This is a genomic window from Candidatus Phycosocius spiralis, from assembly GCF_030158815.1.
GTDB lineage: Bacteria > Pseudomonadota > Alphaproteobacteria > Caulobacterales > Aquidulcibacteraceae > Aquidulcibacter > Aquidulcibacter spiralis.
In genome coordinates this window covers 322286-337068 of sequence record NZ_BPFZ01000001.1, presented here as the reverse complement: position 1 = coordinate 337068, position 14783 = coordinate 322286, and the positions used below count along the sequence as shown (strand labels likewise).

The window sequence follows — 14783 nt, the reverse complement described above, 5'->3', positions numbered from 1 at the left end:
TCTACGGTGTCTTGTTTGACACAGGCGCTGGTGGTTTGGTTTTTTCCGAGGTGGGTGTAGCATCGGCTGATTCACCCAGCGCCCGGCCAACCATTTTAGGATAGAGTTCAGCTTTCGCACGCTCGCGCGCCACGCGTTCGAGTGAAGCGATCACATCACGCTGGATACTGGCCTGAACGGCAGTTTCAGCCTCACGCATACGCCCTGGAACAGTTGCATCTTCATCACGAAGGATTTCATCTATGCGCACCAAAACAAATTCAACATTGTTTCCCGCTGGTGCGATGATGATGTCGCCTTTTTTGGCACTAAAGACTGCTTGCGAAAGGCTTGCACCACCTTGACCTCGCAACAAGGGCTCATTTTGCCGGGCTAGTGGAAGTTTAAACTTGGCAGCAACAGATTCTAATGAGGTTTTTTTCGCTTCATTTAATAGCTCATCGGCTTTAATTTGTGCACGCTGGCGCATATCACGGCGCATCCATTCAGACACTAACCCAACTCGTATGGCCTCAAAAGGGGGTGGGGCAGCTGGTGTAATTGTGTCGATACGCAAAGCCGCATATTTTTCGCCCGGGATTGAGACCAAATCTGTAGTATCGCCTTGTGCACCACTAAAACTATCGCGCAACAGACTGGGGGCTTCGACAAATTCTGGAACAGGTTGTCCAGTCAAGATTGAGCGACCATCAGCAACAAAGTCTTTGATTTTGACAATCTTAAAGCCCGATTTGGCGGCGGCGGCTTCAAGATTTCCACCCTGAGAAAGGACTTTATCAAAAGCTTCAGTCGCGTCGGTCATCAATTCCCCTGCCGCCGCTCGGCGCAATTTGGCACGAATCTCAACTGCCGCTTCGGCAAAACTGACTTCTTTACCAGGTATAATCTCTGTTACTTTAACCGCGGCAAAAGGTTGAAGCTTTGCTTGGATCACTTGGACCTCACCGGAGGACATTGCGAATGCGGCCTGGCCAACATTAACGTCAGTTACACCGGTTTGGGACACTTTGACCATATTGATGGGTGCAGGCAGGGCAAGACTTTTCGCAATGATTGCAGGATCTTCCCCAGTACGCAGACGCGCGGCTGCTTGATCGGCCTTCCCACGATCAGGTGCAACCAATTGAACTATGGTTCGTTTAGCCGGGGTAGATAGACGGTCTTTAGTGCGGTTGAACTGTGCCAATACTTCGGCTTCATCGACTTTTGCCTTAGCTTCAAAGTCGCCAAGACTTGCAAGTGCCAAAGTCACACTGCGCATTTCTGGTCTAGTCAATTGGGGGCGCATCTCGTTATACAAGGAAGTGAGCTGCGCGTCAGTTGGGTGGTGAGGTTCACCAACTAATGAAGCAGGCATAGGCACTAAGGTCACCAATCGCCGCTCAGTTCCAAAGGCCAAGGTTTGGCTGGCAAAAACGCGCGGTGCCTTCAAAGCAGAGCTCGCGGCCAAAAACAGGCTCTGACGCGCCAAATCGGTACGGGCTTTTTGTTCAAACTCGATAGCTGTGAAGCCAATTTCACTTAAAGTGGTTTGATAGCTTTCCGGACTAAAGCGGCGGGTAATCGGGTTTTGAAAGGCAGGAATACGCGAAATTTCTTTTTGAATAACCGAAGTCGCGGGCATAAGTCCTAAGTTTTTAGTCCAAGCAGCAAAAGCGCGTTCGTCGACCATGCGCTCCAATACTGCTTTATCCAACCCTTCTTTGCGCGCATCTTCAAGAGTGATATCGCGTTTAGATTCTGCTTTGGCCTGTTTGAGCAAGCGGTCAAATTCGGCACGATAATCAGCTTGAGAAATCGTTTCACCTGCAACTTTTGCTACTCCATCTGTAGGGCCAGATTTGAATATATCATTCATACCCCAAATGCCAAAAGAGATGACCAAAAGGCCTATCAGAACGGCAGACACCCAAGAACGGGCAAATTTTCTAAACGCATTAAGCATGGGTGATCCTGAAACGATGTGGGTCAGTGAAACTCTAGCATAAGGATCGTTGAGAAGCTGAGCAAGGTAAGCCCTGCATCAGCCACGGGCAGCGCCGCATTGGACGATCAGCCAAGCATGGTTTTTAGACAATGTGAACGTGGGAATTGCTTTCTTGTTTGCCCACTTCTAATCCCAAACCAAGGTGAGTTATGTAACTTGGCCTGAGCAATGTATCGAAGGAGCATGGGTGAGTGTTATTGATTGGCAATTGGAAGATGAATGGTCTCGCTACGGCCTTAGGGGAGGCTGAAACCATTGCAGCAGCCGCCGAAGCTGCTTTACAACAAGGCATCCAATTGGCGCTATGCCCCCCCGCTACTTTATTACGTACATTGTCGCATCATGTGGCCGGCACACCCCTGTTGACAGGCGGCCAAGACTGTCATGTCGAACACTTTGGGGCCTATACTGGCGATATATCCGCGGCCATGATCAAGGACGCAGGCGCACATTATGTCATAGTTGGTCATTCGGAACGTAGACAAAATCATCATGAAACCAGCATGCTTGTTCAACGGAAAGCCCAAACGGCCATAGAGGTCGGTTTGGTTCCAATCCTTTGTATTGGGGAACATAGATCCCAACGCGATGTGGGCCAAGCTGAATCCTATGTATTGGGGCAACTTCAAGCTTCGTTACCTGAATTAGGGTCAAATGCTCAAATCATTATCGCTTATGAACCCATATGGGCCGTTGGCACGGGTCTTGTGCCCAGCCTTGCCGACTTATCATCCATGTATCAAGCCATTTTTTCTTTTCTTGAAACACGATTGGGAAACAAGGTTAACTCAGTGCGCTTACTCTATGGTGGCTCGGTAACCCAAAACAACATAAGCGATTTAGTAAAACTTAACCATATTGATGGTGCTTTGGTGGGGGGGGCTAGTCTCACAGCTGCGAGTTTTCTTAGTATTTTGAATGAAGTATGCAATTAAACCTAACTCTGTAACCCATTGGAAACTCGCAGTCATCTACCTTCACCCTAGTTGGGGGGGTGAAATCGATTGGACAGGCAGAAATTTGCATTAGCGCCCGTGGTTATTTATGATCCAATCCGCGGAAACATGTTGCTTACCCGCTCAGTTATGCACGGGATCGGGTTTCGCAGCATTGAGGGCATGACTTGTCAGTTTGAGCTTACACGCAGACTTAAGGACGTTGATGTTGCTTTGCTTATGGTGGATGCAACTGATCCAAACGACGCAATTGTCAAAATGTTACGCGCACAAAGATTAGGGGAACTTGGGGTCAATCCTTTTGTCCCGATTATCGCAACCCTTTGGGCAGGATCAGCCAATCTAGTTGCAGACTTGATGAATGTCGGGTGTGATGATGTATTGTTGCGTCCCTTTTCCACAAGTCAGGCTTTAGATCGCATCCGTGCCCTCATTATTGGACGCAAGCAATTTGTGGTTACATCTGACTATGTCGGGCCAGACCGTGGGTTATCCTCACGCAATCAAATGAATCCAGACAGGTTTCATCCGCCAAATTTCTTGCGAGATCGAATTGTTTTGCCCATTTATGATACTGTTGAACAGGCAAAGCGGCTTTCGGCTTCGCGGCTTAAGGTTGACCAAGAACGACTATCCAAATTGGCAAGACGTATTGCCATGGCTGCTGAAGTCGTTATTCAGTCCCAAGGACGCGGCGATCCAAATTCTGGATTTGTCGTTGACCTTTTGGAGAGTGCCGCTGAATTAGTTCGCGCTGCCAAACGTCTTGATAAAGAAGAAGTCCATGAGATTGCGGTGATTTTGGAAAATGTTGCGGCACGAACCAGCACACCAAGTGTCGATCGGGTTGAAAATGCTAAATTAACGCGGCAATTGGCCATGGCCTTGTTTGTGGCTTATGCTGCAGAAGGCGGAGAAGCGTTTAGGGCTGAACTCGACAGGACTTTGGTCAAAGTCCGCGATCGGTTAAATAATGCCACCGATAAGGTGAAACGTCGACAGGCATTGGCGCTGTCGATCGCGTCTTGATGTTTAGGTTCAAAAGAGCAACATAGCCATCACGGCATCCTTGTGGGGCCGCTTCCTTCACTTTGGTTAAATCACATGTTCATCCAATCTGTTCTCATCGTGCACCTTCTCCTTTGTATTGGCTTGATCGGGGCTATCTTGTTGCAACGTTCAGAGGGCGGTGGTGCGCTTGGCATGGGTGGGGGCCCATCCAGCATGTTATCTGGTCGCTCTGCAACCAATTTTATGACCCGTACCACCACTTTGTTGGGTCTGGCATTCTTTGTGACCAGTATAACTTTGACCATGATGAACAAATCTGACGCAAAGCCAACCCAATCCTTAATGCAAGAAGGGCGTACGAAAGACGGACTGCCGACAAAAAGCATCGACTTATCCTTACCGGCGATCGCTACCAATACGATCGCACCGACATCCAGTGGTATCCCAGCTTCCAGCGCTGTAGCGCCCAGCATTCCTACGGCCCCAGCTGAGCCCAGCCCCGTACCCCCAGAAAAAAAATAAGCACACAAAAAAATAAGCACACAAAAAAATAAGCACACAAAAAAATAAGCACACACTGGGCTATTCTTTCCAGTTCAGCCTCTTCCCTTTGGCGTGGGTTGCGGCTTAGAACGACCACCCATGACCCGTTATGTGTTCATCACTGGGGGCGTGGTTTCCTCGCTCGGAAAAGGCATTGCTTCCGCCGCGTTAGGCGCGCTGTTGCAGGCACGTGGCTATCAAGTGAGGCTGCGCAAACTCGATCCTTATTTGAATGTCGATCCTGGTACGATGAGCCCTTACCAGCATGGGGAAGTGTTTGTCACCGATGATGGCGCTGAAACCGACCTTGATCTTGGTCATTATGAACGATTCACCGGGGTTTCAGCGGCGAAAGGAGATAATATAACCACTGGGCGCATTTATCAGGAGATCATCGCCAAAGAGCGCAAGGGTGAGTTTTTAGGCGCAACAATTCAAGTGATCCCCCATGTGACCAATGCGATAAAAGACTTTGTGCTCTCAGATGCTGGCGATGCTGACTTTGTATTGTGCGAGATTGGGGGAACTGTTGGCGATATCGAGGGGCTACCATTTTTTGAAGCCATCCGCCAATTGGGCCAACAATTAGAGCCGCAACAGGCGGTTTATATTCATTTGACCTTGATGCCTTACATTCAAACTGCTGGCGAAATGAAAACCAAACCAACCCAGCATAGTGTCAAGGAATTACGTTCTATTGGCATCCAGCCAGATATTCTGATTTGTCGCTGTGACCGCCCTATTCCAGAAGAAGAAAAGAGCAAAATTGCTTTATTTACCAATGTACGTGCCAGCTCAGTAATTCAAGCACTTGATTCTATTCATATTTATGAAGTACCTTTGGATTATCATTCCGAAGGCCTTGATCGCGAAGTCTTGGCCCAATTTGGTATAAATGACGCGCCAGAACCTGATCTCACTAAATGGAAGGCGATCTCAAAACAGCTTCGGAACCCAGATGGCGACGTGACGATAGCGGTAGTTGGTAAATATACCGCGATGAAGGACGCCTATAAGTCTCTTATAGAAGCCTTACACCACGGTGGTCTGGCCAATGGGGTTAAAGTCAATATTCATTGGATCGATGCGCGCGCCTTTGATGCCAATGACGAGACCCTCAAGGCAGAGCTGGAGGGGGTGCATGCTATTTTAGTGCCGGGCGCTTTCGGCGATTCTGGTGCTGAGGGTAAGATAAAGGCGGTTCAATTTGCGCGTGAACGCCAGATACCCTTTTTTGGCATTTGTTTTGGCATGCAAATGGCTTGTGTTGAGGCGGCACGCCATCAGGTCGGCATTGCTGATGCATCATCAAGTGAATTTGGCCCCACGGCCAATGCGGTAGTTGGCCTGATGACTGAGTGGGTTAAGGGCAATGAACGCCAAATTCGCGGCGAAGAGACCGATCTTGGCGGGACCATGCGGCTTGGTTCCTATCCGGCTCTATTACAAAGTGATTCTGTTGTATCCCGTGTCTATGGCGGCGCACGAATCATTCAAGAGCGCCACAGACATCGCTACGAAGTTAATATGGCTTATCGCGCACAATTGGAGTCCCATGGCCTGATTTTTTCGGGCGTATCCCCCGATGGGATTTTACCAGAAATTGTAGAGCGGGTGGATCATCCTTGGTTTGTTGGTGTGCAATTTCATCCTGAGCTCAAGTCACGCCCGTTTGATCCTCATCCCTTGTTTGCCGACTTCGTTCGAGCAGCTCTGGTGCAAAGCCGTTTGGTTTGATGGCTAAATTGCATTGACTTTTGGGTTAGGGAATGATCTTAAAATTGGGGTCTAACTTATTTTTTTAGGAATAAACAATCTCAAAAGCGCGCCGTTTTATTCCATTGTCTGTTGTGATGGCCTTGTGGTTAATGGTTCCATCTTTCGTCAAGGCGCGGGAAATTGTGGTATCACCTCAAACGGAACTTATACCATTACCAGCTGATGGCCAAAGTCGCCACATTGCTTTTTCCAAGTTCACTTTTTCGATCCCCAAAGGTCAAGTGTGGGGCAAGATCAAGGCCGGTCTATTGTGTGGCCCGTTTCAGCCACTTGTCTGGGATGAAGGCAAGATCAGGATGGATAAGGACTCATTTACCACTGTGTTTCAAACCGAACTAGAAAAAGCTGGTTTCAGCGTCATTGCACGCAATGATCGCCTGTTTGACGAACCTGATCGTGTAGCAGCAGACTATCTAATCGGTGCGACGATTGTTGAAGCCAGTGCCAAATTATGCGCAGCTTGGGCTTCATTTGGTGATTTTGACCAGATTAAGGGTGATATTGAACTGGCTATGGAGTGGCAAATTTATTCACGCCAGCAGCGTCGTGTTGTGGTGGCCATAGTAAGCCGAGGCGGGATCGAGCAAGCACATTTTACCAAAGGTGGGGCAGGAGGTTTGTTCAACGAAGTATTCAAAACCCATATTCACCAATTTGCCAACAGCCCACAATTCCGTAACTTGATCGTGGTTGGAAAAGAGGGAGATTGACGAGGCAAATCTCTAGTACGTTTGGGGCTGATTAACCAAGATCTGGACCAAGTTCGTATGAATGGATGACTGAAGTGCGGGCAGCAATTTTTCTTTTACTCTCAACCCAACCCCATGCAGAATGAGCGAACATGCGCATATCGATGGAATGGACCCCAATTGGTGAACAGGGTTGAATTCTAAAGACAAGTAGTTTGCCCTCTAGGTTGAGTACACCAAACCTGATTTATTGGTGTGTTGGTGAAATGAGCCATAACCAACTGCCAAGCTGGCTTATACCTATTTGGCCTGTATAGGCTAGTGTCATTTTACCTTGGGCCTGACTCGGATTTTGTACAAACCCAGCTAGGCCAATAAATTTAGACCGTGAACCATAGATTAAAACATAAACTGCATCATGCAAACACTGCCGTTGGTTTAGAACTTAACCCTAACCTCAATGCCCCAAACGCGGGGTGCATTGGTGAAGCCGGTCAGATTGTTGAAATCAATCCCGCCCACGAGACGCTCTTCATCGGTGATATTACGGCCATAGGCGGCGATCTCATACTTGTTGTCAAACAAGGTGGCACCGACCCGCAAACCGCCTTCCCAATAGCCATCTTCAGAATATTCAATCGACTTATACAAGGTGAAATAGGTTTCACCCTTATAGGCCCAATCGGTTAAAACGAAGAATTCATGGCCATTGCCGAACGGCTTCGTATATTTGGCCGAGACATTGGCAATCCATTCGGGCGCATTGGGGAAGGAATTACCGTCAATCTTAGCATTGCCACCTACTAGGGGGTTTTGAATAGTACAGGGGGCCCCACAAGCCCCTACGGTCAAATTAGCGTCATTGATCTCAGTCTTATTGTAGGACAGTGAACCCGCGAAGGATAAATTGGGGGTGGGCAACCATTGCACTTCGGCCTCAAAGCCTGAAGCCTTACCTTCCTTGGCATTCAACAATTGGTTAAAGTTACCAGCCCCACCAATCGCGGTGAATTGCTGGTCTTCAATATTCATGGTGAAGACGTTGAAGTCTGCCCGCAAGGTGCGCTCGAAGGCAAAGGCTTTTACGCCTGCTTCATAGGAAGTTACAAACTCGGATTTAGCGGTGGTGACTGCTGACCCAAATAAAATGCGGCCTTGAATGGAAGGCGCCCGATAGCCACGGGCGGCACGCGTGTAGAAATTGACAGCTTCATTGGCTTCATAGGTGGCCGAAAGGTCCCACGACCAAGCCTCGTCGGAGACGGACTTTGAAATCGGGGCAATATCGGCGATACCACCCCTAGCAACCAAATCCTTGCTGTCGTCCGTGTAGCGAAGTCCGCCCGTCAAAGCCAAACGATCGGTCGGTTTATAGGTGAGTGAGCCAAACAAAGCCCATGAATCGGTGTTTTGGGTCTGGCGCGCATCGCTAAAGACGCCGGTTGGTGAGAAGAAGGCGAGTGAATAGATCGACAGGTCTTCTTGGAAGAGATAGGTCCCAATTTGCCAGCTCAATTGGGTGTCACCATTAGAGGACAGCCGCACTTCTTGGCTAAACTGCTCATGATCATCAACGCCATCGGCTGTATCGGAGCTAAAAGGGATAAAACCCGGACCAACTTCTGCTACACCGCCGTCAATATCGCCGCGGCCATAGAAGCTTAGGGTCTCATAGCCTGTCACCGAGGTTAAGGTAAGATAGCCAAAATCATAAGAAATGTGAGCCGTTACGCCTTTAGTTTCCAACTCCTGGCGGTTGCCTGCACCTTGATCATAGCTGACGCGGTCGGCAACATAATTGGCGTTCAGGCCACGTTGACCCTTGGTGATGACATTGGCGCGGAAGATTTGCGAGCTGCCATCGAGCTTGCGGGCATGAGCGTTGAGCAGCACGTCCAATTGGTCGTTAGGCTGGATGCGAAGTTGTGCGCGGATGGCGCTATCATCTAATCCACCTAATTTCTTTTGCGCCAATGGACCGGTATTGGTGATCCAATCATCCTGACCCGTCAAAAGGGCGGACACTCGGAACGAAACGGTGTCCGAAATCGCGCCGCCAACAGCGCCCTCAGCGTCGTAGCCGCCGTAGGAGCGTAAACCACCTTTTGCATAGCCGCTTGATTTTTGGCTGGGCTTTACGCTGTCAAACTTGACGATACCCGCTGGCGTGTTGCGGCCAAACAATGTGCCTTGTGGGCCGCGCAAAACTTCAATACGCGCCACGTCAAAAACCGGGAAGCCCTTTAAAACAGGGTTTTCATAGACCACGTCGTCATAAATTAAGGAAACTGGCTGGGAGGCATTCAAGTCAAAATCCGAATTGCCAAGGCCGCGCAAGTAAAAACGGGGGAAGGTGCGCCCAAACGAGCTTTCAACAACCAAAGACGGAACCCGCGCTGAAAACGCGTTCATATCTGCGCCACCCGATGTCAAAGTCGTCAGCGCATCACCACGCACAGTAGAAAGCGAAGCCGGTACATCTTGGCTGCTTTCTTCGCGCTTACGCGCCGTAACAATGATGGTTTCGATTCCAGTTGGTTCGGTGGCGGCTGGCGCTGCCTGCGCCAAAGCAAGACCGGGCGCACCAATAAAGCTACCCAAAGCGATCGCACTAACCGAAGCCATGGCAAAATAACGTTTAAAAATCATAAGCTCCATCCTGTAGAACAAAGATGCGGGTCTGGGTGATCGTTTCGCTGTGGCCTGACTGGCCAAGGAGAGGAACAAAATGACGCAACTTTATGCAACCCAACTTGCAGAACCAAAGCGCTACCCGCACGCTTGATTGGAATCTACTGCTAAACCCTTCATTTCCGCGATTTTAACGTTTCTATTCGGTCGGTGTTGCTGCGATGCAACAATTTTGTGACACATTCGTGCTGTTGATGTGAATGGCGCGGATAAGGGGCACATATTTACTGAGCGAATTACCATACAGGGCCAAGTGAGTCGCCCTTTGCACTGCTGTGGCTTATAACGGGTAAGCGATTTGTTGACTTGTTTCACTTCACCCTCTTGCAACTGGAAGGGTGATCGGGCATATGCGGCGGTCCGCGCCCAGGGTCTAACGCCTTCGGGCGCGGCGCGCTTTAGGGGTTTAGCTCAGCTGGTAGAGCATCGGTCTCCAAAACCGAGGGTCGTGGGTTCGAGTCCCTCAGCCCCTGCCAAGTGTGCTAAATAAAACAATTTGGTTATCCCGTTAGGGCTAACTGCAACGGATTGAAAACAAGGAAGTTCAGGTCTGGCGCTTTTCATGCACCAGTACCAGATTATCATGATGGCACAAGCACCAACCACGCCAACTCCGGCTTCCAAGCCTGCGGTGAAAAAGACTGGTTTGATCCAGTACTTTAAAGAAGTGCGTTCTGAAATCCGCAAGGTTTCTTGGGCGTCTCGTAATGAGACTTTGGTTTCAACTGTTTTCGTGTTTTTGATGGTCGTGGTTGCCGCGATATTCTTCTTCTTGGTCGACTTGGCGCTGCGCAGCGTCGTTGGCTTCATACTCGGCATTGGCGGGGGACAATAAGTTGAGCGCCAAATGGTATATCGTGCATGCCTACTCAAACTTTGAGAAAAAGGTAGCAGAGCACATCAAAGAGACCGCTAGCCAAAAGGGCCTGGCCGATAAGGTTGAGCAAGTTCTGGTGCCGTCTGAAGAAATCACAGAGACTGTGCGTGGGCGCAAGCGCGTCAGTGAGCGCCGTTTCTTTCCAGGCTATGTTCTGGTCAAGATGGAATTGGATGACGCAACTTATCATTTGGTCAAAGACACGCCAAAAGTAACAGGTTTTTTGGGTGCCGATGCAGGTAAACGTCCAACTCCAGTGTCAGAACGCGAAGTCCAGCGCATATTGGGCGTTGTTGAAGAGGGCGCTGAGCGGCCAAAACAATTCATCTCCTTTGATCTGGGTGAGAAAGTACGGGTCACCGACGGCCCGTTTGCTTCCTTTGAAGGCCTGGTCGAAGAAGTCGATGAGACGCGTCAGCGCCTCAAAGTAGCAGTTTCAATCTTCGGCCGGGCAACCCCGGTTGAGCTTGAATATAATCAGGTCGAAAAGCTCAGCTAATCGATCTGGTTTTCATGTGGGAGGTTCGTGCAAATAAGCCAGCACGACCGCACCACGTAACCCACCGTCCATTACGGGCGGTCAAACCCGGCTATCCTGAATAGGGGTGGTCAACAGGAGTGGGATATGGCGAAGAAGATTCTCGGGCAGATCAAGCTCGAGGTGATGGCAGGCGAAGCAAAGCCTGCTCCACCAATCGGGCCAGCGTTGGGTCAACGCGGCTTGAACATCATGGAATTCTGCAAAGGCTTTAACGCCAAGACGCAGGAAGTTGAAAAGGGCACCCCATGCCCAACTGTGATCACCTATTATCAAGACAAAAGCTTCACTTTTGAGATTAAGACCCCACCCGCGTCGCATTATCTCAAAAAGGCGGCGGGTCTGTCCAAGGGCTCGTTGAAGCCAGGGCGTGAACGGGCTGGTTCTGTGACTATGGCGCAATGCCGCGAGATCGCAGAAAAGAAGATGAAGGACTTAAACGCCATGGACCTTGATGCCGCGACCAAGATTATTGCAGGCTCTGCCCGGTCTATGGGCTTGGAAGTGGTAGCTTAATCATGGCAAAAGTTGGAAAAAGACTGGCGGCAGCCCGCGTAGGTATTGATGCTGAAAAGCTTTACACTTTGGAAGAAGCCGTTGCTTTGGTTAAATCCAAAGCCAAAGCGAAATTCGATGAAGGCATCGATATTGCTGTCAATTTGGGTGTTGAACCCAAATACGCGGACCAAATGGTGCGCGGCGTGTGTAACCTACCTAATGGCTCTGGCCGTTCTGTACGGGTGGCTGTGTTCGCACGCGGTCCAAAGGCAGATGAAGCTCGCGCTGCTGGCGCTGAAATCGTTGGTGCAGAGGATTTGCTTGAAGAAGTCCAAGGTGGTCGGATGGACTTTGACCGCGTGATCGCAACCCCAGACATGATGGCCTTGGTTGGTCGATTGGGTAAGGTTTTAGGGCCACGCGGCTTAATGCCAAACCCCAAAGTCGGCACAGTGACCATGGACATCAAGAAGGCTGTTGAAGATTCCAAAGGCGGCGCAGTTGAATTCCGTGTTGAAAAGTCCGGAATCATTCATGCTGGTATCGGCAAAGCAAGCTTCACCGAAGCGGCTTTGGCTGAAAATGCGCGCGCCTTGGTAGATGCTTTGGTCAAAGCCAAGCCAGCAGGCGCAAAGGGTACTTATGTGCGGCGCGTTTCGATGTCGTCCACCATGGGCCCAGGCGTTAAAGTTGATACGGCTTCGGCCATCAACGCACCCGCCTAAAAGTTTTGGTGGGCAGGCCTAAACCCTGCCTACCCCAATCGTTCAAACGGGGCTTGCCCCGCGCGAATGTTCTTTGATGTGCGTTTATCGTCAAAGAACAACCTGTCCGAGATCGTGGACGCCAGGACTGGCTTAATCAGGGGGAGACCTCTGGTCCACGTGAGACGGGAGCGAGCGAACCTAGGATAAGTTTGGCAACAAACCGATCAAGGTCCGTCGTCCCCGGGCAGTCACTGATAGATGGGATGGTCCCATCTATGTAACCTGAGGAGACCGCGATGGATCGGACCGAAAAGGCCGAAGTCGTAGAGACACTGAAAAGCGTCTTCAACGAGAATACCGTTGTTGTGTTTGCGCACTACACCGGCATGACCGTCGCGGAATTGACGGACCTCCGCATCAAGGCATCAGCCGTAGGTGCGGGCGTAAAAGTGGTAAAGAACCGCCTAGCTCGGTTGGCTCTGGAAGGACATGCGGGCGAAGGTGCCCATGTGCTCTTAAAAGGCCCAACCGCAGTCGCATTTTCAGATGACCCAACAGTGGCTCCGAAATTGATGGCAGATTTCGCCAAGACGAATGACAAGCTCGTTCTGACTGGCGGGTTCATGGGTTCAACAGTCCTTGACGCTGCTGGCGTTAAGTCGCTGGCCACCTTGCCGTCTTTGGATGAGCTGCGTTCGAAGATCATTGGCGTTATTCAGGCACCTGCCCAGAAAATCGCCGCTGTGGTCCAAGCACCTGCCGCCCAATTGGCGCGCGTTCTCAAGGCCTATGCCGACAAGAATGCTGCGTGACGTCCGTCGTCCGCGATACCTGAAACAAACTTATCACGTTAGGAAACAACATGTCTAAACTCGAAAAATTGGTCGATGACCTGTCCGCTTTGACCGTGCTTGAAGCGGCTGACCTTGCAAAGCTTTTGGAAGAAAAGTGGGGCGTAACCGCTGCTGCTCCTGTTGCCGTTGCGGCTTCGGGCGGTGGGGGCGGTGCTGCTCCAACTTCTGAAGCAACCGAAGAGCAATCGGAATTTACAGTAGTTTTGGCCTCGTTTGGTGACAAAAAGATCGAGGTCATCAAAGAAGTCCGCGGCATCACCGGTCTTGGCTTGAAAGAAGCCAAGGATTTGGTCGAAGCAGCTCCAAAGCCAGTCAAAGAAGGCGTGTCCAAGGACGAAGCCAACAAGATCAAAGCTCAGCTCGAAGCAGCTGGCGCAAAGGTCGAATTGAAGTAAGCTTTCGCCGCAACCGAAACATAAGTTCGGGCGTCTCTTCGGAGGCGCCCGTTTTTGTTTGGGGGGGCCTAAACTTTCAGGCCGAAGCGTTTCATCGTGTCTCGATGAGCGTGACCTCAATACCTTCTTGTATAGCTATTTGAGCTTGTTTCATGTCCGCGGTCAGGAGGGCCATTTCTAATCGACGCGCAAGCGCGACAAAATGACAATCTGCGATGCGGTGTTCGTAAGAAATTGCTAATGCAACGGCTTCTTCAAAGTCATCTTCATCCGCGTAAAGGATCATGTTTTTGGGATCTAAGAAGGCTGATATCAGCGCTATATTTTGACCGATCCGAAGTTTTTCTAGGCCTCGAAGCCGCCATTGCGCAACGCAAGCACTTGTGAGCTCAATTTTGAACAGGGCTGGTGCCGCGATCATTTGTGCGCTTGAAACGAATGAGCGAACATTCCACCACCCTGCTTCGTCTATGAATAGCTTAGTTGCCGCTGATGTATCGATGACAAAAGTCAATCGCGCTGTCCGGCCATTGCTTGGCGAATAGCCTCCAGGGTTTCTGTACTATTTGGTGCCTCAGATGAAGCAGGTGGCAGTGCCAAGCGTAACTTATCTAGGTTTTGTAAAAGGGCCTCGCGGCTTTGAACAAGTTGATCGTTCAAGGCCAAGCGAAGCTCGGCTTCTAAAGAATGACCTGCGGCTTTAGCCCGACCTTTTTAGGCCTCCACCACTTTTTGGTCTAAATTTCGGATTTTTACGTCAGCCATGACCCCTGAATATCATTTTGGGGGCATGGGGTCAATTTCTGAGTGATTTCGACCTTACGTTAGTGATGGAACGCCATCGACGGTTATGGCATGAGAGAAAAAGTTAAACAGAGACGATAAGCGTTTTGGTGCCCATATTGGCACAAAACCGCTTTACGAGCATGACCGGGCGTTTTGTCGCGTCAAGTCCAGATTTCTTTCAGAAATCTGCCGAACCGGCGCAGCGATGCTGCGGACTTGACTCGTCAAATCGCCCACAAACAATCCAATGAGGCCTTTGGGGTAGGCAAAGCCTGCACCAAAGCCTTCCCAGACAAAAAGACCGAGATCGCGGGCTGGATTCGCGAGAAAAGTAGCCCCCAAATCAACCAAGCGTTACCCCATCCCCATGCGCTGAAAGTTCTTGCAATCACCACTGCGCCTAACCCCTTTACTTAAAGAGCGAGCTAGGGCACACCCAACAAGCACCTTCATATATCCACGCTATGGTCCC

15 protein-coding genes and 1 tRNA gene are annotated in these 14783 nt (G+C 50.2%); 13 read left to right on the top strand and 3 right to left on the bottom strand.

What is annotated here, in order from left to right; all coding sequences use genetic code 11:
• Nucleotide 1: 1 nt before the first annotated feature.
• Nucleotides 2-1945, bottom strand: coding sequence for a peptidylprolyl isomerase (locus PsB1_RS01600; protein ID WP_284358626.1), 1944 nt, complete (start codon nucleotides 1943-1945; stop codon nucleotides 2-4).
• A 233-nt stretch (nucleotides 1946-2178) separates the two neighbouring features.
• Here PsB1_RS01600 and tpiA point away from each other — a divergent pair, with 233 nt between their 5' ends.
• From tpiA to PsB1_RS01575, 5 genes are all read left to right on the top strand, one after another.
• Nucleotides 2179-2922, top strand: a complete 744-nt coding sequence (tpiA, locus tag PsB1_RS01595; protein WP_284358625.1) for a triose-phosphate isomerase — start codon at nucleotides 2179-2181, stop codon at nucleotides 2920-2922.
• A 129-nt stretch (nucleotides 2923-3051) separates the two neighbouring features.
• Nucleotides 3052-3972 carry a hypothetical protein gene (locus PsB1_RS01590; RefSeq protein ID WP_284358624.1) on the top strand — a complete coding sequence of 307 codons (921 nt, stop codon included), beginning with the start codon at nucleotides 3052-3054 and terminating at the stop codon, nucleotides 3970-3972.
• A gap of 75 nt (nucleotides 3973-4047) precedes the next feature.
• The gene (gene secG, locus PsB1_RS01585) at nucleotides 4048-4476 is read left to right on the top strand and encodes a preprotein translocase subunit SecG (protein WP_284358623.1); all 429 of its coding nucleotides are present in this window, start codon (nucleotides 4048-4050) and stop codon (nucleotides 4474-4476) included.
• A 120-nt stretch (nucleotides 4477-4596) separates the two neighbouring features.
• A complete protein-coding gene (gene pyrG / locus PsB1_RS01580; protein ID WP_284358622.1) occupies nucleotides 4597-6234 on the top strand; it encodes a CTP synthase in 1638 nt (545 codons plus the stop codon).
• 131 nt (nucleotides 6235-6365) lie between these two features.
• Complete coding sequence (locus PsB1_RS01575; RefSeq protein ID WP_284358621.1) at nucleotides 6366-6986, top strand: hypothetical protein; 621 nt, start codon at nucleotides 6366-6368, stop codon at nucleotides 6984-6986.
• A gap of 417 nt (nucleotides 6987-7403) precedes the next feature.
• Here the strand turns inward: PsB1_RS01575 and PsB1_RS01570 are convergent, their stop codons facing one another.
• Nucleotides 7404-9614 (bottom strand): TonB-dependent receptor, encoded by a 2211-nt coding sequence (locus PsB1_RS01570; RefSeq protein WP_284358620.1) that lies wholly within the window; start codon nucleotides 9612-9614, stop codon nucleotides 7404-7406.
• Between the two features lie 442 nt (nucleotides 9615-10056).
• Between PsB1_RS01570 and PsB1_RS01565 the strand changes: the two genes are divergently transcribed.
• The 7 genes from PsB1_RS01565 (at nucleotide 10057) to rplL (ending at nucleotide 13525) form a co-directional block, all read left to right on the top strand.
• Nucleotides 10057-10132, top strand: a tRNA-Trp gene (locus PsB1_RS01565).
• 86 nt (nucleotides 10133-10218) lie between these two features.
• Nucleotides 10219-10491: a preprotein translocase subunit SecE gene (gene secE, locus PsB1_RS01560; protein WP_284358619.1), complete on the top strand. Its 273-nt coding sequence runs from the start codon at nucleotides 10219-10221 to the stop codon at nucleotides 10489-10491.
• A 1-nt stretch (nucleotide 10492) separates the two neighbouring features.
• A complete protein-coding gene (nusG, locus tag PsB1_RS01555; protein WP_284358618.1) occupies nucleotides 10493-11032 on the top strand; it encodes a transcription termination/antitermination protein NusG in 540 nt (179 codons plus the stop codon).
• 126 nt (nucleotides 11033-11158) lie between these two features.
• On the top strand, nucleotides 11159-11587 hold the full coding sequence (gene rplK, locus PsB1_RS01550; protein WP_284358617.1) for a 50S ribosomal protein L11: 429 nt from the start codon (nucleotides 11159-11161) through the stop codon (nucleotides 11585-11587).
• 2 nt (nucleotides 11588-11589) lie between these two features.
• A complete protein-coding gene (gene rplA / locus PsB1_RS01545) occupies nucleotides 11590-12294 on the top strand; it encodes a 50S ribosomal protein L1 (protein WP_284358616.1) in 705 nt (234 codons plus the stop codon).
• A gap of 278 nt (nucleotides 12295-12572) precedes the next feature.
• Nucleotides 12573-13088, top strand: coding sequence for a 50S ribosomal protein L10 (gene rplJ / locus PsB1_RS01540; protein WP_284358615.1), 516 nt, complete (start codon nucleotides 12573-12575; stop codon nucleotides 13086-13088).
• 50 nt (nucleotides 13089-13138) lie between these two features.
• A complete protein-coding gene (rplL, locus tag PsB1_RS01535) occupies nucleotides 13139-13525 on the top strand; it encodes a 50S ribosomal protein L7/L12 (RefSeq protein ID WP_284358614.1) in 387 nt (128 codons plus the stop codon).
• A 91-nt stretch (nucleotides 13526-13616) separates the two neighbouring features.
• Here rplL and PsB1_RS01530 read toward each other — a convergent pair whose 3' ends face one another.
• A complete protein-coding gene (locus tag PsB1_RS01530) occupies nucleotides 13617-14039 on the bottom strand; it encodes a type II toxin-antitoxin system VapC family toxin (RefSeq protein ID WP_284358613.1) in 423 nt (140 codons plus the stop codon).
• 425 nt (nucleotides 14040-14464) lie between these two features.
• On the opposite strand from PsB1_RS01530, the gene PsB1_RS01525 reads away from it, so the two are divergent.
• Nucleotides 14465-14728, top strand: coding sequence for a hypothetical protein (locus PsB1_RS01525; protein ID WP_284358612.1), 264 nt, complete (start codon nucleotides 14465-14467; stop codon nucleotides 14726-14728).
• Nucleotides 14729-14783 lie beyond the last annotated feature (55 nt).